This window comes from Oceanirhabdus seepicola (assembly GCF_023684385.1).
GTDB classification, from domain to species: domain Bacteria; phylum Bacillota; class Clostridia; order Clostridiales; family Clostridiaceae; genus Oceanirhabdus; species Oceanirhabdus seepicola.
Genome location: NZ_JAGSOJ010000004.1, coordinates 423,736 through 443,885, shown reverse-complemented (window position 1 = coordinate 443,885; position 20,150 = coordinate 423,736). Strand labels below are relative to the sequence as shown.

Genomic DNA, 20,150 nt, shown 5'->3' with positions numbered 1-20,150 from the left:
GGAGATGAGGGAATGGCAATTAGGATTAGGGATATATTGACAGATAAATTGTATAGAGAGTTTAGAGTAGAGGCTGGTATAGTTGGAATAGGAAATAAAATTTCTAAGGTAGGAATACTGGATCATGAAGCAGAAGATGTTATTACATCTAGCTTTACTGAGGGAGAGTTTATTCTTACTACCTTACTTTTAGTGAAAGATCATCCAGAAGGATTATATGATATAGTAGAAAGATTAATAGATGTAAAGGCTAGTGGACTTGCCATAAAGGATATTTATTTTGATTCAATTAAGCATAATGTGAAGGAGTTAGCAGACAGAAAGGGGTTTCCTATATTTATATACAGTGAAGTTTATATGGAAGACATTATATTAGATATTGCAAATAAAATTAAGATAGATACTATTAATAAGAGAATAGAATCTAAGATAGAAGAAATTTTGTTAAATGAAGAAGAGGCTTTATTAATAACTCAAATAGCTAATGAAATAAATCCCTATTTCAAAGAAAAGACCATTGCTATGTATTGTAGATTAGCAGAGGAAGAGTTTGGAAATGGATTTAAAATATTTAACTGTGATAAGCAGCATAAGGTTATTCCATTCAGAGAAGGAACATTAATTATATATACATTTGATTCAAGTGAAAACAGAACTATGGATTCAATGAAAATATTTCTTAAAGAATTAGGGTATGATGAAAGATATATAATTGGTGTAAGTACTATAAATGATCAGTTAGGAAGACTATCTTATGCAATAAAAGAGAGCATGTATGGGTATGATTATGGAAGGATTAATAATCAACAGTTAGTTTTTTTTGAACAACTAGGAACAGATATGTTACTATTACCTCTTTTAGATAATGTGTGGGTGAAAAAGTATTATAATACTCATATTTCATCAATTAAGAAATATGATGAAGAAAATAATACAGATTTATTGGAGACAGCTACTGTGTATGTTAATAATAGAGGTAATATGAAAGCAACGGCAAGGGATATTAATCAACATGATAATACAATACGATATAGAATACAGAAGATATATCAAATGATTTCTGATAATATAGGTAAGGATATTGGATATGAAGAACTAGCATTAGCAATTAGAATCCATAAACTTATAAAGGGATGTATGTAAAAAATAAAACTCCTTTGGAATAACTTTTGGAATTGAGCAATATTGCTCAGTTCTTTTTAGTTATCAGAAAATTCTAAAAACAATCAAATTTAATATTGACAATAAATAGAAAATATAATAAAATTTGCATAGATGCACAAATACACAAATGAAATTCTCATGAGGAAGTGATATAGATGAAGATTAAAATAGGGTATTATCCTATGCTTGATATGGCTTTAGCCATAAGACAAATATATAGTGTAGAGAGATTTAAGCCGTTTTGTATATCTTTGGAATGGCTAGATTCAAGGCTTTCAAAAGAAGAAAAAGATAAGATAAATACAATTGCAGCATCCACACATGATTGGTTAGATGTTATAAAGAAAATGATAGATATGACCATGGAGGGGATAACTTCGCCAGAAGAGATGTTTATAAAAGTATCTAAAAATCCAGAATACATTTTTGGGCTGAATGCTAAAAATTATATGTCTGAGATGTTGTCTGATATATGGTATAATCATTGCTTTGTTGAAATGTCGAAATATTCAAAACAAATAAGTTCAAAGGCTATGGAAATTTCAAAAAGAGAAACAAAAGAGGAATTACTGGATTATATTCTTGGATTATCAGATAGGATTGAGAGAGAAGAAAATAACATAATAAAATTCAATATAAAACCTGAATTTAAGGTTCATGTAGATGATATAGAAAATATAATTGTTATGCCATCAATATTTTCAAGTAGGAATGTAGCATTCTGGTATAGTGAAAAAACCTTCTTGTTCTTTGTAGCACTTGATAGTAAACCAATGACTCTTCAAGAACCATCAGATATGTTGCTATTAAGAACTTTAGCCTTTAATGATAAGACAAGACTTAAAATGTTGAGAACACTAACTCAATCAGCTTTAAGTGTAAATGATATGGCAGATAAAATGAAGATAAATGCTTCTACAGTTTCAAGGCATTTCAAAGTATTTAAGGATGTTGGATTTGTAGATATTCAAAGGCAAGAAGGTAATTCAATATATTATGGAATAAATGAAAATGAGATAAAAAAATCTATGGAAAGTATATATAACTATATCTTTAAGGAGGATAAATCATGATAAAAAAAATTGAAGAATTTTCAATGAATGCTTTTCCAGCTCTATCTACAGTTTTACTTAATGGATGGGTACTTAGATTTTCAGATGGTTACGCCAAAAGAGCTAATTCTGTTAATCTAATATACGAATGTAGTATAGATGTACTGAAAAATATAGAAATATGTGAGGAGATGTACAAAAGAAATAATTTAGATACAGTGTTCAAACTTACTGAAAAAGAAGATAATAATGAGATTGATGTGATGCTCAGTGAAAGAGGATATGAGTATGTTGCAAAGACAAATATAATGTTGAAAGAGATAGCCGACTTTAAAATAAGCAAGGAAGAGAAACAAGGGTTTGTGGTATATAGAGAATTAAGAAATGATTGGTTAGTGGCATTTACTCAAATAAATAAAATAAGTTCACAAAATGCTTCCGTTTTACAAAAGATGCTACAGAGGATAATACCTGATGTATATTATGGAGCTATAGTTGAAAATGGAGAAATAATAGCTGTTGGAATGGGAGTAGCTGAACAAGGATATGTAGGCATGTATGATATATATGTTCATGATGATAAAAGAAGAAAGGGCTTGGGAACAAAGATTATGAATAATCTTATATATGAGGCTTTAAAGGATGGTTGTACACATTCTTATCTTCAGGTTGTTGATGAGAATGAGAAAGCGAAAAATCTATATAATAAATTGGGGTATGAAAAGCAATATAGTTATTGGTATAGGGTGAGAAAGCTTTTAAATAAAGAATTGTACGATATTTAACTTTCCAACATATTTACAGAGAGGAATTGATACTATGAATAAGGAGTTACATTTAGAGACGATGACTATAAAAAGTTATGCTGAAATTTATGATATATGGAATGATATTCCTGGGATTGGGATTAGTGATGCTGATTCTGAAGAATCCATTACAAGATATCTAGAACGTAATCCAAACTCATCATTTGTATACTATGACGATAATAAAATAGTTGGAACAATCCTTTGTGGACATGATGGAAGGCGTGGATATATACATCATACATGTGTATTACCTGAATATCGCAGCCAAAATATAGGCAAAATTCTTGTTGAAAAAGCACTTGAAGCACTTAAGGATGAGGGTATAAATAAATGCCATCTTTTTGTGTTTTATGATAATGAGTTAGGTAATGCTTTTTGGAATAAGATAGGTTGGAAAAAACGCTCTGACTTATTGATTTATTCTAAAAACATTTAGGTTGACTAAGGGGGGGAATTAAAATGAGACATTTAATATCACTAAGGGATATGGAGAGAGCAGAGATTGATGAACTTATGAAATTTGCTTACTCTGTGAAAGAAAGGCAAAGAATGGGGGAAGAGTTTAAACCTTTAAAGGGTAAGACTGTTATTACATCATTTCCATCAACTAGTTTAAGAACCAGAATATCCTTTGAAACGGGGATATTTCAGTTAGGTGCCAATGCTATAAATATGGAAATTGATTTTGAAGCAAAAGAGCCTTTAGAAGATAAAGTAGGTTATTTGAACTGTTGGATAGATTATTTAGTTATTAGATATAAGAAAGAGAAAATAATTAGAGAAATATCTGATAAAGTGGAGTTTCATGTGGTAAATGCTATGAGTAGAAAAAGTCATCCTTGTGAGATTTTGAGTGATCTAATGACATTGAATGAGATGAAAGGAAGATTGGAAGATCAAAAGATTGTGTTTGTAGGAGAGGGGGCAAATATAAGTAATACTTGGTTTGAGGCAGCAGCAAAATTAGATTTAAATTTAACACAAATATGTCCTACAGGATATGAAATATCAAATGAACTTTTTAGATATGCAAGAGATAACTCAAAAGGGGAAATAGTAGTTACAAATGATTTTGAAAAAGGGATAAAGAAGGCTGATATAATCCTTACTGATGGATGGCCACTATCAGAGAATGGTAAGAGTGTACCAGAAATATTTTTACCATATCAATTAACATTGGATAAATTAAAGAGTTGCAACGCAGGGTATATTGTTAATCCATGTCCTCCTTTTACTAGGGGAAAGGAAGTAAGTGAGGAAATAATTAATTCAGATAGATTTATAGGTTACAAGGGAAAAGAAAACTTACTTCATATGCAAAAGGCAATTTTGGGAATATTAAAAATGTAAAAATCTAGTGACTTGACAGAACAGCTGAATATGATAATATTAGGGTAATAAATTATGAACAATTTAGCATGAAAATATAGAGCACTTCGTATAACCCCAATAATATGGTTTGGGGGTATCTACCGGGGACCAATAATTCCTGCTTACGAAGAGAGTGTATTAGTGTACGCTTTCTTTGTGGGCAGGACTTTTATTTTATAAAAAATAATTTTTAAACTTGAAAGGAGTTCTTACAATGAGAAAAGGAAGTTATATTTCTACATATTCTAACATTAAATTTTGGCCACTAGACCCAAGAAAAGAAGAAATCAAGACAATGGATATTGCACATGCATTATCCATGATGTGTAGAGGAAATGGTCACTATGAATATTTTTATAGTGTAGCTCAACACTCAATAAACTGTGCTAAGGAAGCTGAACTTAAAGGGAAATCACATAGGATACAGCTTGCATGCTTACTTCATGATGCCTCTGAGGCATATATATCGGATATAACAAGACCTGTTAAAAGGTTATTAGATGAATATAGAAGGATTGAAGATAAGTTACAAAACTTTATATTTGATTTTTATGAAATAGGAGATTTATCAAATGAAGAAGAAGAAATAGTGAAAGAGATTGATGATTCAATGCTAAATTATGAATTAAAAGAACTATTAGAAAAAGATAGAGTTTATGATTTTAATCTTAAAAAGAAATATGATCTTTCTTATAGGGATATGAGAGAAGTGAGAGGGGAGTTCGTAAATATGGTTAATTTATTAATGGATAAGTTATCATAGAATAAGTCAAGTGGGACTTTTTAGAAGGAAATTTATCAAAATCTAAAGGAATTAAATGTAATATATAGAAATACTAAATTATAGAATAAAATGGGTACGAGTTATAAATTACTTAAGAGGGGGGAATGCATAATGCATAAACAACATATTAATATGCTTGAATGTCCAGTGTGTCATGGTGATTTAATTTGGGAAATTAAAGAACAAAAAGGTGATAGAGTAATAAATGCAGAGATAATTTGTTCGAAATGTAAGGCTGATTATGAGGTAAGGGATGAAATTGCAGTGTTTTTAACACCGGATTTACCTAGGAATGACCTATGGGAAAAAGGTGAAAGTGGTTTGGAGAAACATTTTAAAGAGAATCCAGAAATATATAAAGAGTTGATGACGACACCAGAAGAAGAGTTAAATGGAGCTGATTACTGGTTTAAGGCATCATACCTTGACATGAAGGGAAACTATGAAGAAAGTTCAAGGATGTATAAAAGGACACATGAAAAGATATACACACAAGATTCTATTAATGGATTGAAGAGTCAGAAAGAGTTCGTAATTAAGAATATTGAAAATGATAATGATACTATTGTAGATATAGCCAGTGGTAAAGGGTATCTAGTAGAAGCAATGTTACAAGATACTAACAATTACATTATTGCCACTGATTTTAGTCCTATAATTCTAGAGAGAAATAGGGAATACTTTAAGTTTAAAGGATTATATGAGAAATTGAGTTTAATTGCCTTTGATGCTAGAAAAACTCCTTTTAAAAATAATTCAATCCAAATAATGACTAGTAATGTGGGGATACAAAATATTGAGGATCCAGGGAATGTTATTGATGAGATGAACAGAATAACTAAAGGAAAATTCATGTCTATAATGCATTTAATAGATGAAAATGATAAGGTTCATATAGAATTATTTGAAAACTATGGTGGACTAGATTATGCAACTAAAGAGCGTGCAAAGGATACATTTAAAAGAAACAGTTGGAACAGTGAAATTCAAAATTCATTCATGGCTGAAATAAAGCCAACACCTACAGGAAAAATATTAGATGGTGGTCAGATTGATGGATTCCCAATTCAGGATACTAAGGTTGAATTTTGTGTAATAGTAGCTAGTAAATAATATATATAAAGTCAAGAATCAGATTAATTCTGGTTCTTTTTTTATTTCATACAGGTATAGTTTTATCAAACAATAGTTTATATTTATTTGATAATGTGATTGTTTTATGTAAAATTTAGAATATATGTAATGAAATAAAAAGTTTTGCGTATTAACATATGTAAATGCTTAGCTAAGCGTAAAAGTAAAGGAAAGGAGAGAGTGGAAAATGCAGCAACTTACTTTACTTAATCATTTAAATGATAAAGAAATTGAAGAAAAGGAATTAACCTATATCTTTGAAGCTTATTATGAAAGGGTATATAACTATATATTCTATAGAGTTAGTTGTCACTATACATCAGAAGATTTAACAAGTCAAGTTTTCGAGAAGATAGTACTTAAGATAGGTACATATTCTCAAGATAAATCACCATTTGAAGTTTGGTTATTTGCTATAGCTAGAAACACTGTAAATGATTATTTTAGGAAACAAAAAAAGCAAAAATTATTTTCTCTAGATACAATTAAGGAATTAGTATCCAGAGAAAAGACTCCAGAAGATTTTGTGGTAACAGCAGAAACAAATGATAAACTTTTAAGAGCCCTAAGAATATTAAATTCAAGAGATAGAAATATTATTGCCCTTAAATTTGGTTCGAATCTTAAGAATAATGAAATTGCAAAAATACTAGGTATTACTGAAAGTAATGTTGGGGTAATAATCTATCGGACAATGAAAAAGTTGAAGAAGGAGATAGAAAGAGAGGGAGAGCTATGAGCAAAAGGACAATAGAAGATAAGTTTTCAATAGAGATGGATGGGTACTTTAAAGGTATAGAAAATAAAAATAAATCAGAGTTTGAGGAGTATGATGAACTATTAGAATTAGGGAAAGCTCTTGCAGATAAAGATTTTAGTAAAGATAGTAATAAAGAAGCTGTGTTTAATAAAGTATATAAAAATATTAACCAATATAAAGGAGATAATATTATGAAAAAAACAAGTGGAATTAAAAGAATTAAGGTTGCAATTGCATTGTTTGCAGCAACATGTATATTGGGAGTATCTTTAATGCAAACAAGTTTTGCACAGGAAATAGTTGAGAAAATCATAAACAAGATAACAATAGGAAATGTAACTTCTATACAAATTGAAGAACCTGAAGAGGAAGTAAACGCTATACCTGACATATATAAAGGAAAAATATTTGATAAAGACGGAAATTCTTTAGACATTATTCCAGAGGGTTATAAAGGCGGAATGTTCACAAAAGATGGAGAGAAAATAGTTAGATTATCACATGGAAAGGTAATTACTGAAGAAATGGATAGATTATATAGACAAGAAAAACTATTGGTGGTTAGTGAAGTAGATAAATTGAATGATTATACTTGCTTTAATGTTGGAATTCCAACATATTTACCAGAGGGATTTGAATTTGATAGAGCTGAATTTAACAAAGATGAAAATGGCGATGTTAAAGATTCAAAATATATAGATATATATTTTACAAATAAAGAAACAGGTAAATCTTTTATTTGTTATCAGACATTTTCTAGTGAAGAAAATGGTGTAACAACAGCAACAGATGGTGAAATAGAAGAAATTGAAATTAATGGGGTAAAAGCAGTATTATCATCTGACAGATGTATTGACATGGATGCAAATGGTGTGATTTATAGATTAGACAGTAGGAGATTATTTGCAAAAGATGAATTGATAAAAATTGCAGAATCTATTAAGTAGAGTAACCTAATATCAAAAGGACTAGCTATTTGCTAGTCCTTTTGATATTAGGTTACATAGAAAAATTGGAATTATTTTGGTATAATATTCATATCAGAAAATCGTATCTAGTTACTATAGAACTAACTATTGGGGATAATAAATTTCAGAGGGGAGAGGGATATATGAAGAGATTTAGATTATATTCAAATTTTAAAGTTTGCTCCTAGCAAAGACTACAAAATGTTAATGAGCAATGCTTTGCTTGGAGCCTAATTTTAGGGAGCTTTTGGTAGTCTTTGCTTCAATCTTAATAAATTTAAGGAGGAGCAGAGAAATGAAACATATTAAGGCTAAAAATGTGTTACCAGAAGATGTGATAAAGATAATTCAAGAATATATTGATGGTGATTATATCTATATCCCAAGGAAAAACAGCAATCAAAAATCTTGGGGAGAAAAGAACGGTATAAAAGAGGAATTAAAAAATAGAAATATTGAAATTTTTAATAGATTTATTCAAGGAATAACCATCAAAGGATTAGCACAAGAATATTATCTTTCAGAACAGAGTATAAGAAGGATAGTAAATCATGAAAATACGTTACGCTCATAATTAATTCCTTTAAAGGAACATACTTAGTTCAGCAATTGTTAGATAATAAGTTAGCAGTAGATTTTTGGAAAGGGTTTTATGAAACTCAAGAAATAGAATTTATAGAGAAATCTATAATAGATCATGGTTTTGAGTGTATTATGAAGAAGTTTGAAATTAAATAAAATAAAAAGCTATTCTCAGTGAGAGTAGCTTTTTATTTTGTTTTGTTGACATGGAGTTAACTCCATGATTTATACTTGTTATAAGCTTAATTTCAATATATTGTATTTTGAGTAAATAAGGTAATATTTATGGGGGGATGTTATGGAGATAGGGGAATTTTCAAAAAAGACAGGAACAACAATAGATACACTTCGTTATTACGATAAAATTAAGTTGTTGGTACCTGAAAGAATTAATAATAGACGTAGATATACAGAAGAAGATATAGATAAAGTAATTGCGATATTAAAATTAAAAAAATTGAACTTCAGCTTGGAGGAAATCAAAGCTCTTTTTGAATTAGAAAAAGATATAAATGAAGAACAAGGGATAAATAATGAAAACAAATCTAAAATAAATGGTTGTCTTAATATCATTGAAGAAAAATATCGTGAAATATTGGAAAGAGAACGAGATATAATTCAAATAAGATGTATTTTAGAGAAGATGATTCATAAGACAAATAAATTGTTAAAGTCAGAAAAGATTATTAGTGAAGAGATAAAATAATTAATTTTAAGGAGAAAGAAAATGAATGCTCTTAGTATTTGTTTATTAATTTTAGGAATCGCTTACGGTGGGTTATCTATTCTCGCTGGTATAATTCAAATGAAACAAAAGAATATTAATTTATGGTCTAGTTTATTAATGGTTATAGGGGGAAGTATAATCATAACTACAATTATATTTAGTTATATACTGATGTATCATATGTCTGCACTATTAATTGTAGGATTAGTAATAATTCATATTGCAACCATAAGAAATGGATTTAACATGCATGGAAAGTTAAATCCTAAACATCATATTATAAGATTAGGTATTTCTATTTTGATTATTGCACTGTACTTAAAAGATTTCTAAAATTTAGAAAAACGCTGACGAGTAGTTGTCAGTGTTTTTTTGATATAATCTGAATATAAGTTGGCAAAATATTTGGGGGGATTACTATGTTATACAATAGTTTTAAAGAATTAGAGAAAGATTATTCAATACCATATATACAAGGAAAATATAAGGAAGCTTTAAATTTATTAGAAAAGGGAATGAAAAGCCTTCCAGAAGAAGAGATTCAAAAATATTTATTTGATATGATGATAGACAAAGCTAGATTATATACTAACATTGGAATGTATGAAGAGTGTTTTGATACAATATTATATCTTGTTAATAAAGGTTTTACTTGTCCTTTACATTGGAGTAGGTTTAATCCATTAGAAGAAGATACACGGTTTAAAAAGTTGAAAGAAAAAAATAATCTATTAAGAAAAGAGATTCAAGAAAAATCAAAATTTGAATATATAGTATATTTACCTCATGGGTATAATAAAGAAAAAAAATATCCACTATTTTTTAATCTTCATGGTGATGGGGAAAATATTCAGAAACATATGGAGTTTTGGAAACCAGAAAAGTTTCATGATAGAGAATTCATTGTTGTGTATATTCAATCATCTCAAGTATCACATCACAATGGGTACGCATGGGAAAAAAGAGGAGTAGATATTGAATGCTATGATTCAGCATACCGTGAGATTAAGAAATGTTACGATGATATAAGTAATGAGTATTCAATTGACGAAAAGAGTATCATAATTGGAGGATTCTCTGGAGGGGCAACCGCATCTATAGATATTGTAATGAATAATAGTATTCCACTAAAGGGCTTTATTTCTTTATGCTCAGAAAAACCGAAATCATTTACTAAAGAAAATGTTGAGAAGGCGCTACATAGAGGTGTTAAAGGTGTGTTTATGGAAGGAAAAGAGGATCTACCAATGAAAGAAGTGGAAGAAATGATGAAGGGATTTAAGGATGTTGAAGTGCCATATGAATATTACATTAATGATGGGATAGGTCATTGGTACCCTGAAGATTTAAATGATAAATTAGAACAAGCCATAGACTTTATATTAAAGTAAAATTTATAAATGTTTTATTGAATTATCAATAAATACATTTTCAGTACTGTTCATTATTTTAGCTAATAGAAAACCTATGAAATAAACAGATAATGTGTTTATTTCATAGGGTATTTTTGTTGAGACTGTAGTTAGATCTATGTTATATGCTTGAGATACTATTTTTACATATCCATTTTGAGGTTACACAGACTATATTACTAAAGTTGTTTCACTTTCTCCTAATAAAGTACCATTAGCATCGAAAAATTTAACAACAACTGTTTGACCTTCTTTAGCTGGGAATAACTCTTTAGCAACTTCTCCAATTGCAATTTTATCATTATGAAGAGGTTCCATTTTACCATCAATTTCAGTGAAAATTTTGTAAGTAGCAATTTCTGAATCTTCACAAGTTACAGTTACATTAGCACCGAACATTAAAGGGTCTATAGTAGCTACTGCATCATATTCTTTAAGTTTTACTTCTTCGCTTTCTGAAGAATCCTCCTTACCTAATTCAGTATCTGTTTCTCCAACTTTTTCTGATTCTTCGACTTTTTCTACTTCACCATCTTCTATTTTTACATTTTCTTTATTATCTTCTTTATTATTTTCTTTTTGAATATCTTTCTTATCAGTATCCTTCTTAGTAGTATCTTCAACTTTAGCTTTTTCTTTATTTAATGTATTATCATTATTAGTTTTTCCACACCCTACAAAGGCTAGAGTACTTATTATTAACGCTGTAGCTAAAACAATTATCTTTTTACGATTCATTTTAAAATCCTCCACAATTTCTTTTGTTTGAAACTATCTATTGTTTATTATAACCTTAACCAAAGTATATCATTAAAAAGTAACAAATTTCTTAATAAAAGAGATATAAATTGTTAATATTTAATGATGGAATAAAGCATTGGTACCCTGAAGATTTAGATGATAGATTAGTACAGCCAATAAATTTTATATTAAGGGGTGATTGACAAATACTAACATAACATATAAATTAATAGTAAATAACTTAGAGAGCGTTTTAAAATAACTTCCCCTAAAGTTGTTTCGAAAAGTGAAAGAACCATTCATATTTTTGAAACATAAAGGGAAGTAATTTTTAAGCTAATCTTTGATTGAGGGGATTAAATGTTTAAAATTTTGATAGTTGAAGATGATTTTCAAATTAGGAATGAATTATCGCAGTTGCTTATGAGAAACAATTATGATGTTGTTGCTTTAGAAGAATTTGATAAATCTATAGATAAGATAAAAAACGAAAATCCACATCTGATTCTTTTAGATATAAATATTCCATATATAGATGGGTACAAACTTTGTAGTGAGATAAGAAGTTTTTCAAGTGTTCCAATTATATTTGTAACTAGTAGGGATAGTGACTTGGATGAATTGATGAGTATATCAATAGGTGGAGATGATTTTATAACCAAACCCTATAATACATCAATACTTATTGCAAGAATATCTTCTTTACTCAAGCGAGCTTATTCTAATGATTCCATTTCTGATATTATAGAGTACAAGGGAGTTAAAATAAATATTTTATCAAGTGAGTTAGAGTATGAGGGTAAAAAGATAGAGCTGACTAAAACCGAGCTTAAGATAATGAATTATTTATTTGTTAATAAAAATAAAATTGTTCCTAGAGCTGATATAGTGGAATACTTATGGGATAGCGAAGTGTTTGTTGATGATAATGCTCTATCAGTTAACATAACACGTATAAGGAAGAAACTTGAGGAGATAGATATATTTGATTTTATCAAAACTAAAAGAGGACAGGGGTATATACTGTGAATTTATATGATTTTTTAAAAGGAAAATTTAATGAAATATTATTAAATATTCTATGTGCGTTTACGCTTTCACTATATCTGATAAATGTGGGAAATAGCTTAGGTGAGGTTTCTTTAATAATAATAGCATGGGTTTTTATCGTGGTAATAGTCTATAGCACTCAATTTCTAAGAAGGAAAAAGTACTATGATGAGTTAATAGAAATAGTAGATAATATGAAGGAGAAGTATTTAATTGGGGAAATGATAGATTGTCCCAAATATAGTGATGCAATTCCATATTATTATTTGATGAAAAAGGCTAATAAATCTATGCTAGAGAAGATAAACGAGGTTAAAGGTGAACGTAAAGAGTATAAGGAGTATATAGAGCAATGGATTCACGAGATAAAAACACCTATTGCAGCTGTGAAATTAATAAGTGAAAATGATAAGACATCAACAACAAGAAATATTCTATATGAACTAGAGAAGATAGATGGATTTGTTGAGCAGGCTCTATTTTATGCAAGAAGTGAGAATGTGGACAAGGATTATTTCGTAAAAGAAGTGTCCACGGAAAAGTGTGTAACCTCAGTTCTTATGAAGAACAAGCAGATGTTTTTAAGAAATGGAATCAAAGTAAAACTTCATAACCTAGATAATACTATCTATTCTGATGGTAAATGGATTGAGTTTATTATTGGATTAGTTTTAGATAACTCAATTAAATATAAAAATCAACAAGAACCGAAGATTGAAATATACTGTGAAGATATAAAAAATGGAGTATGTCTTAATATAAAAGATAATGGAATAGGAATAGAAGAAGATGAGCTAAGTCGTGTTTTTGAAAAAGGATTCACAGGATCTAATGGAAGAATGAGCACAAAATCCACGGGAATAGGGTTATACCTTTGCAAGAAGTTGTGTATAAAACTGGATCATGAAATTAAGATTTCATCAGTTAAAAATCAATATACAAAAGTATCAATATTTTTCCCAAAAGGGAATTTCGTAAAGTTTGAGTCCTAGGACTCTTTTTTTCTTATCTGACAACTCTGTAACTTTGGTGTAATGATTAAATATACAATAGAAGGACTTAATATAATACAATTGTGTTGAGGTGATAAACATGGAAAATATTTTAAGGGTAGAGAATATACAAAAGTATTATGGAAACAAGGGGAATATCGTTAAGGCTATTGATGAAATGAGCTTTGTTGTGAATGAAGGTGAATTTGTAGGAATAATGGGTCAGTCTGGGTCAGGAAAGACAACATTATTGAATCTCATATCAACTATTGATAATGTTAGTGCTGGACATATTTATATAAATGGAGAGGATATTACTGAGATTAGAAAAAAGAAAATTGCTAAATTTAGGAGAGAAAACTTAGGATTCATATTTCAAGAGTTTAATATCTTGGATACTTTGACTGTACATGAAAATATAGCTTTAGCTTTAACTATAAATAAGTATAGTTCTCATGAAATTGATGGCATTGTTGAGAATATATCAAAAAAATTAGGTATAGAGGATATTTTAAATAGATATCCTTACGAGATATCAGGTGGGCAAAAACAACGAACTGCTTGTGCAAGGGCAATTGTAACAAAGCCTAAAATAATTCTAGCTGATGAACCTACTGGAGCTTTAGATTCTAAGTCAGCTCAAATGTTGTTAGAAACCATAAGTTCCTTAAATAAAGATATGGATGCTACTATACTCATGGTAACTCATGATGCTTTTTCAGCTAGTTATTGTGACAGGATAATTTTTATAAAGGATGGGAAAATTTTTACAGAATTAATAAAAGGAAATAAAAGTCGTAGTGAATTCTTCAATGAAATAATTGATGTGTTGACGTTGTTAGGGGGGAACATATCTAATGTACGCTAAACTATCCATAAGAAATGGTAAACGATCAATAAAAGATTATCTAATATTTTTTATTACATTGGTTATCTCATTTTCATTGATGTATTCATTCAATGCTTTGAGTTTTGAACCTCAGATAAAGAATCTTACCATTAATATTAAAGCATTTTCTTACACTATGATCATAGTATCTGTTATTATGGCATTTGCTATGGGATTCTTAATATCATATGTTTCAAAGTTTATAATGAATAGAAGAAAAAGAGAGTTTGGTATATATTTAATCCTTGGAATGGAGCAAAGAAATGTTGCTATTATGTTTTTAATAGAGAGTATTATTATTGGAGCGTTAGCCTTACTAGTAGGAGTTTTCATAGGAGTATATTTAACTCAAGTATTTGCTAGTATTGTTACAAATATGTTTCATGTTCCAATGGATATACATTTCAGTATATCACTAGAAGCAATTTATATAACAACTATTTTCTTCATATTAATATACTTATTTGTGACATTATTAAACTATAGAACTCTATACAAGATAAAACTTTATGATTTATTAAATGACTATAAAAGAAATGAAGAGATAAAAATCAAGAATTTTAAAGTATATCTTTTAATTGCTATTTTATCAGTAATTATGATTGTACTGGGATATTACTGGGCGGCTATAAAACTTTCAAAGCTTATTGATATGCTAATAATATTAGGATTAAGTATAGTTGGAACTTATGGAGTATATATATCATTTGGTACATTCATATTATTTTTAAAAAATAGATTCAAGAAATTTAAATATAAGGGTTCAAACCTTTTCTTAACTAATCAAATTATATCTAAAGTTAACACAAATGGCTTTGTCATGGGAACAATGGCTATATTATTATCTATTACTATCGGTGCATTCCTTATGGGGTTTACATTTTCAGAAGAAATTCAAAATTCAATTGAGGCTGAATACCCTTATGACATTATGATTACAGCCAAAAGAAGTGATATTGATTATAAAAATGTATATGAATTTGTTGAAAAAAGTGAATTTGAATTAGAGAAGTATATTGAAGTTAAATTATTTTCTTTGGATTCAAAGATATCAAAGGACATTATCAATAAAGAGAATTTGAATCATATAAAAAAGAGGTATGATAAGGATTGTATATCTATCATGGCATATAGTGATTATAATAATTTGAGACAATTGTTGGGGTTGAAAAAGGTTAGTTTAATGAATGATGAATTTATTATACATTCTAATCAAGATTATCTGAAAGAGAACATTTCAGAATACATCAAGTCAAATCCAAGTATTCAGGTTAATGGTATCAAATTAAAAAGTGATGAACAAAAGTTTTATGATGAACATATTGGACAAAGTGGTGGATTTGCCGGATATGATATAACTGTGATTGTACCTGATAAGGTGTGTAAAGGGTTGGAAGTAAAGGATTCTAGCTTTTTAGCAAATTATAATAGGAAGATTTCAAAAGAATTTGATTTAAAATTAAGAATCTTCATCAGTGATTGGTTTAAGTCAAAGTACAATCAAGATAAATATGAAGAAGGAATTGGTCGTGCATGGATGGCATGGACAAGAGTTAGCGAAGTAGAAAGATCCTATACAGTTTCAGCAACATATAGTTTTGTAGCATTATATTTAGGAATAATATTTTTGATAATATGTTGTACTGTATTAGCTCTTCAACAGTTGATGGATTCTAGTGAACATAAATATAGATTTGATATTCTTAGGAAGCTGGGAATGGAGAATAGAGATATAAACATATTGGTATTAAAACAAGTAGGAATATATTTCGCTATACCATTGATTTTACCAATAATTCATATAGTGGTATTTAGTGAAATTCTTAGTAAGGCTTATTTTAGTTTTATTTTAACAGAGAATGCTGTAGGTAAAGGTTTTTTAATATCATTTGGATTGTTCTGTTTCATATATGTAAGTTATTTTATTGCTACTGTGGTTGGTTTTAAGAATAATATAGAGAATTAAGATAGAGGGGTTAGTTTAAATAATACAATAAAAGTTTTGGAGGTAGTATTATGAAAAAAATTATTAGCTTTGCACTTTTCCTATGTTTGAGTGTATGCTCATTTTTATCAATATGCAGTGAAAATGTTTTTGCTGCTGAAAGTATAAGTAAAAAACAGTGGATAGAAGATATAAACTATATGGCAAAGGAATTTGTTAAGACACATCCTAAATTAGAAGATGAAAAAACGAAGGATGAATTTTATAATCAAATTAATGAGCTTATTGAGTCAGTTCCTAATATAGATGACGAAAAAATTAATATAGGTATGAGAAAGATAATTGCTTATTTAGAAGACTCACACACAGATGTACATGAGGCATTTGAGAATGTATTTCCAATACATGTTGAATGGCTTAAGGATGGATTTTATGTGAAATTAACTTTAGAAGAATATAACCAAGCACTTTATTGTAAGGTTGCAAAAATAGATGGAATAGAAATAAAAGAAATCAGCAAATTATTAGAAACAATTATACCACATGAAAATAGTGTAGTTATTAAGAAGAGAGTACAGAAATATATAACATCACCTGAATTGCTATATGGATTAGACATTATAGATGATAAAGAGGTAATAACTTTTACTTTTGAAAATCAAGAAGGTAAACAGTTTGATATGGATATTGAAGCTATAGATATTAAATCCATAAAGGAAATGAAGTTTGTAGGAAATCAGAATAAAAATATTCCATTATATATGCAAAATATTAAAGAAAATTACTGGTTTAAATATTTAAGTGATTCAAAAGCTATTTATTTAAAATACAATCGTTGTTTTGCTATGAAAGATAAATCAATTGAGGAGTTTATTAAGGAAGTGTTTGATGTTGTTGATAGTAATCAAGTAGATAAATTCATAATTGATTTAAGAGATAATCCAGGGGGTAAAGAGGGTACTATGCATCCTTTGTTTAAGGAAATCATAGATCGTGATCATATCAATAAGTTTCATAAGTTATATGTTATAGTTGGACAATATACAGCATCATCAGCTGCTATAAATTCAATTCAATTACAAGAATATACCAATGCAATTTTTGTTGGTGAACCAACTTTTACAAAACCAGATCATTATGGTGCAATTTCAGAGTTTGTATTGCCTAACTCAAAATTGGAAGTAACTTGCTCAACTAAATATGCAGAACTTTCAAAAATATTCAAATGTGTTAGTGAAGATGATAAATCTTTTATGCCTGATGTAATAGTGGAGAACTCCATTGAGGATTTGATAAATGGTAGAGATGCTGTTTTGGATAGTATATTAAGAAATCAAGAATAATTTATTTTAAAGGAATGGTGAGTATTTTGTACATGCCATTCCTTTTATATTTTATAAGATATATGTTATATTTATTATTGTAGTTAATATTAGTGAGTAGTACTAAAGGAAGGTATTAAATGAAAAGGAATAATAACTCAAGAAAAAATAACCCACATAAAAATAAAAGAAATTTAAATAAAAGCAGTTCAAGTCAAAAGGTAACTATCGAACAGACACTGAACAGTACTCAAGAGATAAGATTAAATAAATTCATAAGCAGTACAGGGATTTGTTCGAGAAGAGAAGCAGATAAATTTATTGAACAAGGGAAAGTTTCAGTAAATGGTGTGAAAGCTGAGATGGGGACTAAGGTGACTTTAAATGATAAGGTTGTGGTTAACGGAAAACCATTGAAATCAAAAGAGGAACCTATCTATATTGCTTTAAATAAGCCAGTAGGTATTACATGTACTACAGAGCATAAAGTTAAGGGTAATATAGTAGATTTTATCAACCATCCAAAGAGAATTTTTCCTATTGGAAGATTAGATAAACCATCAGAGGGACTTATATTTCTAACTAATGATGGGGATATAGTAAATAAAATTTTAAGAGCAGGAAATAATCATGAAAAAGAATATGTTGTTACGGTAGATAAACCTATAACACCTCAATTTATAAATAAGATGAGAAATGGAGTACCTATCTTAGATACAGTAACACAAAAATGCTCTGTAGAAAGAGAAAACAAATTCGTTTTTAGAATAATTTTAACCCAAGGATTAAATAGACAAATAAGAAGAATGTGTGAGTATTTAGGATATAACGTTAAAAAACTTAAGAGAGTAAGAATTATGAATGTAACACTAGAAAATTTACCGGTTGGGAAGTGGCGTTATCTTACCAAGGGAGAAATGGATATTATCAACAAGATGGTTTCGCCGTCTACAAAGACAGAAGAAGGTTCTTATTTAGAATAAAAAATAGGCTATATCTGTGATTATTAATCACAGGTATAGCCTATTATCTTATGATTAATCAGACAAAAACTGTATTTTTTTACTTGACGCTCCAAAATATGTATATTATAATAGGTAACATAAGTTGCGCAACACATGTTGCCAGAAAGGAGGAAATATGCCACCTGCTGCGAAGATAAATAGAGATATGGTAGTTCATGCAGGCTTTGAACTGATTAGAGAACAGGGAATTGACTGCGTAAGTGCAAGAAGCCTTGCAGATAAATTAAACTGTTCAGTAAAACCATTGTTTAGATTATATGAAAATATGGATGCGTGTAAAGCTGATATTATGACAGAAGTTTATAATTTTTATAATAATTTTATGGAGAAACGTATTAAATTAGATGACCAATTATTAACAATTAGTCTAGCATATACAGAATTGGCACAAACTGAACACAACTTGTTTCAAGCAATGTTTGTATCAAATCTAAATACATCATGGAGTGTTGCAGATGTATTGGAAGCTGAATGGAATCAAGGGGTTATTGAACAGACAATGATTCGATATAACATTTCCAGAACGTGTGCAAAAAAATTATTTCGTGATACATGGCTGTATACACATGGGGTTGCAACACAGATATATGGAAATGCTATAGTGTTATCCAGTGAAGAGATAACCGACTTAATTACACATGCAATTAAGTGTTTTATGAAGGGGGAATAGTAAAATGGAACCAAAAGAAATGGAATTCTTAGATGGTCTTAAGGGATGGCTTGAAGAAACAAAAGATACAAAACTGGAGGAAATGGATCAGTTCTTTTCAATACGAGTTGATGGCTATGATGAACACATGTCTCCATGGAAAGATTATTATAAATGGATGTCTGAAATTATTCCAGAAAATGCAAAAGAACTGTTGGATATAGGATGCGGAACTGGATTGGAACTTGACTATATTTTTAAGCGATTTCCTAACATCAAAGTAACAGGTATTGATTTGTCTAAGACTATGTTAAATGAGCTTGATAGAAAGCATGCAGACAAAAATATTTCATTGATTTGCCAAGATTATTTTATTGCTAATTATGGAATGGAGTATTTTGATGTGGCAGTATCATTCCAAACATTACATCATTTTAAACAGGAAAAGAAAATTCTGATTTTTCAAAAACTATATGATAGCCTGAAAAATGGTGGTTGTTATATTGAATGTGATTATATTGCGACAACTCAGGAACAAGAGGACTTATTATTTGCTGAATGTGCCCGTAGAAGAGAGCGAGACAAAATTCCTGAAGATATGTTTGTACATTTTGATACACCTTTAACGCTGGAACATGAAATTAACTTAATGAAACAAGCAGGGTTTGAAAAAGTTGAATTGATGGGATATATAGGAGACGATCATACACCAATGATTGTTGCCACTAAGAATTCAGTAACTGTTAATTAGAATGATAAAAAGGCAATATCTTT

At 29.0% G+C, this 20,150-nt stretch carries 23 protein-coding genes and 1 riboswitch; of the genes, 22 read left to right on the top strand and 1 reads right to left on the bottom strand.

The genetic code is table 11. The annotated features are described in order from the left end of the window. The first annotated feature begins 12 nt into the window (after positions 1 to 12). The 14 genes from KDK92_RS19075 to KDK92_RS19015 all read left to right on the top strand — a co-directional run bounded on the left by KDK92_RS19075 (position 13) and on the right by KDK92_RS19015 (position 10,742). Positions 13 to 1,143, top strand: coding sequence for a PucR family transcriptional regulator (locus tag KDK92_RS19075; RefSeq protein WP_250860985.1), 1,131 nt, complete (start codon positions 13 to 15; stop codon positions 1,141 to 1,143). Positions 1,144 to 1,319: 176 nt separating this feature from the next. Next, entirely contained in the window at positions 1,320 to 2,237 is a 918-nt protein-coding gene (locus KDK92_RS19070) for an ArsR/SmtB family transcription factor (protein WP_250860984.1), read from the top strand. Further along, the gene (locus KDK92_RS19065) at positions 2,234 to 3,001 is read left to right on the top strand and encodes a GNAT family N-acetyltransferase (RefSeq protein ID WP_250860983.1); all 768 of its coding nucleotides are present in this window, start codon (positions 2,234 to 2,236) and stop codon (positions 2,999 to 3,001) included. Before KDK92_RS19070 ends, KDK92_RS19065 begins: the two co-directional genes overlap by 4 nt. Before the next feature lie 34 nt (positions 3,002 to 3,035). After that, positions 3,036 to 3,461: a GNAT family N-acetyltransferase gene (locus KDK92_RS19060; RefSeq protein ID WP_250860982.1), complete on the top strand. Its 426-nt coding sequence runs from the start codon at positions 3,036 to 3,038 to the stop codon at positions 3,459 to 3,461. A 23-nt stretch (positions 3,462 to 3,484) separates the two neighbouring features. Next, positions 3,485 to 4,375, top strand: coding sequence for an ornithine carbamoyltransferase (locus KDK92_RS19055; RefSeq protein WP_250860981.1), 891 nt, complete (start codon positions 3,485 to 3,487; stop codon positions 4,373 to 4,375). 66 nt (positions 4,376 to 4,441) lie between these two features. Further along, a riboswitch (purine riboswitch) is annotated at positions 4,442 to 4,541 on the top strand. A gap of 69 nt (positions 4,542 to 4,610) precedes the next feature. Next, positions 4,611 to 5,159 carry an HD domain-containing protein gene (locus tag KDK92_RS19050; RefSeq protein ID WP_250860980.1) on the top strand — a complete coding sequence of 183 codons (549 nt, stop codon included), beginning with the start codon at positions 4,611 to 4,613 and terminating at the stop codon, positions 5,157 to 5,159. A 132-nt stretch (positions 5,160 to 5,291) separates the two neighbouring features. After that, positions 5,292 to 6,293 (top strand): methyltransferase domain-containing protein, encoded by a 1,002-nt coding sequence (locus KDK92_RS19045; protein ID WP_250860979.1) that lies wholly within the window; start codon positions 5,292 to 5,294, stop codon positions 6,291 to 6,293. 208 nt (positions 6,294 to 6,501) lie between these two features. Continuing rightward, entirely contained in the window at positions 6,502 to 7,053 is a 552-nt protein-coding gene (locus KDK92_RS19040) for a sigma-70 family RNA polymerase sigma factor (protein ID WP_250860978.1), read from the top strand. Next, a complete protein-coding gene (locus KDK92_RS19035; RefSeq protein WP_250860977.1) occupies positions 7,050 to 8,021 on the top strand; it encodes a DUF4367 domain-containing protein in 972 nt (323 codons plus the stop codon). The genes KDK92_RS19040 and KDK92_RS19035 overlap by 4 nt, the downstream gene beginning before the upstream one ends. A gap of 316 nt (positions 8,022 to 8,337) precedes the next feature. Next, the gene (locus KDK92_RS19030; RefSeq protein ID WP_250860976.1) at positions 8,338 to 8,616 is read left to right on the top strand and encodes a CD3324 family protein; all 279 of its coding nucleotides are present in this window, start codon (positions 8,338 to 8,340) and stop codon (positions 8,614 to 8,616) included. A 35-nt stretch (positions 8,617 to 8,651) separates the two neighbouring features. Beyond that, complete coding sequence (locus KDK92_RS24650) at positions 8,652 to 8,780, top strand: hypothetical protein (protein ID WP_276576046.1); 129 nt, start codon at positions 8,652 to 8,654, stop codon at positions 8,778 to 8,780. Positions 8,781 to 8,922: 142 nt separating this feature from the next. After that, the gene (locus KDK92_RS19025; RefSeq protein WP_250860975.1) at positions 8,923 to 9,330 is read left to right on the top strand and encodes a helix-turn-helix domain-containing protein; all 408 of its coding nucleotides are present in this window, start codon (positions 8,923 to 8,925) and stop codon (positions 9,328 to 9,330) included. 21 nt (positions 9,331 to 9,351) lie between these two features. Further along, positions 9,352 to 9,684, top strand: coding sequence for a hypothetical protein (locus tag KDK92_RS19020; protein ID WP_250860974.1), 333 nt, complete (start codon positions 9,352 to 9,354; stop codon positions 9,682 to 9,684). Positions 9,685 to 9,770: 86 nt separating this feature from the next. Then, positions 9,771 to 10,742, top strand: a complete 972-nt coding sequence (locus KDK92_RS19015) for an alpha/beta hydrolase (RefSeq protein WP_250860973.1) — start codon at positions 9,771 to 9,773, stop codon at positions 10,740 to 10,742. Positions 10,743 to 10,934: 192 nt separating this feature from the next. Here the strand turns inward: KDK92_RS19015 and KDK92_RS19010 are convergent, their stop codons facing one another. Continuing rightward, on the bottom strand, positions 10,935 to 11,501 hold the full coding sequence (locus tag KDK92_RS19010) for a hypothetical protein (RefSeq protein WP_250860972.1): 567 nt from the start codon (positions 11,499 to 11,501) through the stop codon (positions 10,935 to 10,937). A 363-nt stretch (positions 11,502 to 11,864) separates the two neighbouring features. Here KDK92_RS19010 and KDK92_RS19005 point away from each other — a divergent pair, with 363 nt between their 5' ends. The 8 genes from KDK92_RS19005 (at position 11,865) to KDK92_RS18970 (ending at position 20,127) form a co-directional block, all read left to right on the top strand. Continuing rightward, positions 11,865 to 12,533: a response regulator transcription factor gene (locus KDK92_RS19005; protein ID WP_250860971.1), complete on the top strand. Its 669-nt coding sequence runs from the start codon at positions 11,865 to 11,867 to the stop codon at positions 12,531 to 12,533. After that, positions 12,530 to 13,546, top strand: a complete 1,017-nt coding sequence (locus KDK92_RS24845; RefSeq protein ID WP_250860970.1) for a sensor histidine kinase — start codon at positions 12,530 to 12,532, stop codon at positions 13,544 to 13,546. The genes KDK92_RS19005 and KDK92_RS24845 overlap by 4 nt, the downstream gene beginning before the upstream one ends. Positions 13,547 to 13,646: 100 nt before the next feature. Then, positions 13,647 to 14,414, top strand: coding sequence for an ABC transporter ATP-binding protein (locus KDK92_RS18995; protein WP_250860969.1), 768 nt, complete (start codon positions 13,647 to 13,649; stop codon positions 14,412 to 14,414). Next, on the top strand, positions 14,404 to 16,401 hold the full coding sequence (locus KDK92_RS18990; RefSeq protein ID WP_250860968.1) for an ABC transporter permease: 1,998 nt from the start codon (positions 14,404 to 14,406) through the stop codon (positions 16,399 to 16,401). Before KDK92_RS18995 ends, KDK92_RS18990 begins: the two co-directional genes overlap by 11 nt. Before the next feature lie 50 nt (positions 16,402 to 16,451). Further along, a complete protein-coding gene (locus tag KDK92_RS18985) occupies positions 16,452 to 17,723 on the top strand; it encodes a S41 family peptidase (protein WP_250860967.1) in 1,272 nt (423 codons plus the stop codon). A gap of 119 nt (positions 17,724 to 17,842) precedes the next feature. Then, positions 17,843 to 18,685, top strand: coding sequence for a 23S rRNA pseudouridine(2604) synthase RluF (rluF, locus tag KDK92_RS18980; RefSeq protein ID WP_250860966.1), 843 nt, complete (start codon positions 17,843 to 17,845; stop codon positions 18,683 to 18,685). A gap of 157 nt (positions 18,686 to 18,842) precedes the next feature. Then, positions 18,843 to 19,397 (top strand): TetR/AcrR family transcriptional regulator, encoded by a 555-nt coding sequence (locus KDK92_RS18975; RefSeq protein ID WP_250860965.1) that lies wholly within the window; start codon positions 18,843 to 18,845, stop codon positions 19,395 to 19,397. Positions 19,398 to 19,401: 4 nt separating this feature from the next. Next, a complete protein-coding gene (locus KDK92_RS18970) occupies positions 19,402 to 20,127 on the top strand; it encodes a class I SAM-dependent methyltransferase (protein WP_250860964.1) in 726 nt (241 codons plus the stop codon). Positions 20,128 to 20,150 lie beyond the last annotated feature (23 nt).

Coding starts and splice junctions, on each gene's coding strand:
- KDK92_RS19075 (WP_250860985.1), top strand. CDS start 13: ATGGCAATTAGGATTAGGGATATATTGACAGATAAATTGTATAGAGAG.
- KDK92_RS19070 (WP_250860984.1), top strand. CDS start 1,320: ATGAAGATTAAAATAGGGTATTATCCTATGCTTGATATGGCTTTAGCC.
- KDK92_RS19065 (WP_250860983.1), top strand. CDS start 2,234: ATGATAAAAAAAATTGAAGAATTTTCAATGAATGCTTTTCCAGCTCTA.
- KDK92_RS19060 (WP_250860982.1), top strand. CDS start 3,036: ATGAATAAGGAGTTACATTTAGAGACGATGACTATAAAAAGTTATGCT.
- KDK92_RS19055 (WP_250860981.1), top strand. CDS start 3,485: ATGAGACATTTAATATCACTAAGGGATATGGAGAGAGCAGAGATTGAT.
- KDK92_RS19050 (WP_250860980.1), top strand. CDS start 4,611: ATGAGAAAAGGAAGTTATATTTCTACATATTCTAACATTAAATTTTGG.
- KDK92_RS19045 (WP_250860979.1), top strand. CDS start 5,292: ATGCATAAACAACATATTAATATGCTTGAATGTCCAGTGTGTCATGGT.
- KDK92_RS19040 (WP_250860978.1), top strand. CDS start 6,502: ATGCAGCAACTTACTTTACTTAATCATTTAAATGATAAAGAAATTGAA.
- KDK92_RS19035 (WP_250860977.1), top strand. CDS start 7,050: ATGAGCAAAAGGACAATAGAAGATAAGTTTTCAATAGAGATGGATGGG.
- KDK92_RS19030 (WP_250860976.1), top strand. CDS start 8,338: ATGAAACATATTAAGGCTAAAAATGTGTTACCAGAAGATGTGATAAAG.
- KDK92_RS19025 (WP_250860975.1), top strand. CDS start 8,923: ATGGAGATAGGGGAATTTTCAAAAAAGACAGGAACAACAATAGATACA.
- KDK92_RS19020 (WP_250860974.1), top strand. CDS start 9,352: ATGAATGCTCTTAGTATTTGTTTATTAATTTTAGGAATCGCTTACGGT.
- KDK92_RS19015 (WP_250860973.1), top strand. CDS start 9,771: ATGTTATACAATAGTTTTAAAGAATTAGAGAAAGATTATTCAATACCA.
- KDK92_RS19010 (WP_250860972.1), bottom strand. CDS start 11,501: ATGAATCGTAAAAAGATAATTGTTTTAGCTACAGCGTTAATAATAAGT.
- KDK92_RS19005 (WP_250860971.1), top strand. CDS start 11,865: ATGTTTAAAATTTTGATAGTTGAAGATGATTTTCAAATTAGGAATGAA.
- KDK92_RS18995 (WP_250860969.1), top strand. CDS start 13,647: ATGGAAAATATTTTAAGGGTAGAGAATATACAAAAGTATTATGGAAAC.
- KDK92_RS18990 (WP_250860968.1), top strand. CDS start 14,404: ATGTACGCTAAACTATCCATAAGAAATGGTAAACGATCAATAAAAGAT.
- KDK92_RS18985 (WP_250860967.1), top strand. CDS start 16,452: ATGAAAAAAATTATTAGCTTTGCACTTTTCCTATGTTTGAGTGTATGC.
- rluF (WP_250860966.1), top strand. CDS start 17,843: ATGAAAAGGAATAATAACTCAAGAAAAAATAACCCACATAAAAATAAA.
- KDK92_RS18975 (WP_250860965.1), top strand. CDS start 18,843: ATGCCACCTGCTGCGAAGATAAATAGAGATATGGTAGTTCATGCAGGC.
- KDK92_RS18970 (WP_250860964.1), top strand. CDS start 19,402: ATGGAACCAAAAGAAATGGAATTCTTAGATGGTCTTAAGGGATGGCTT.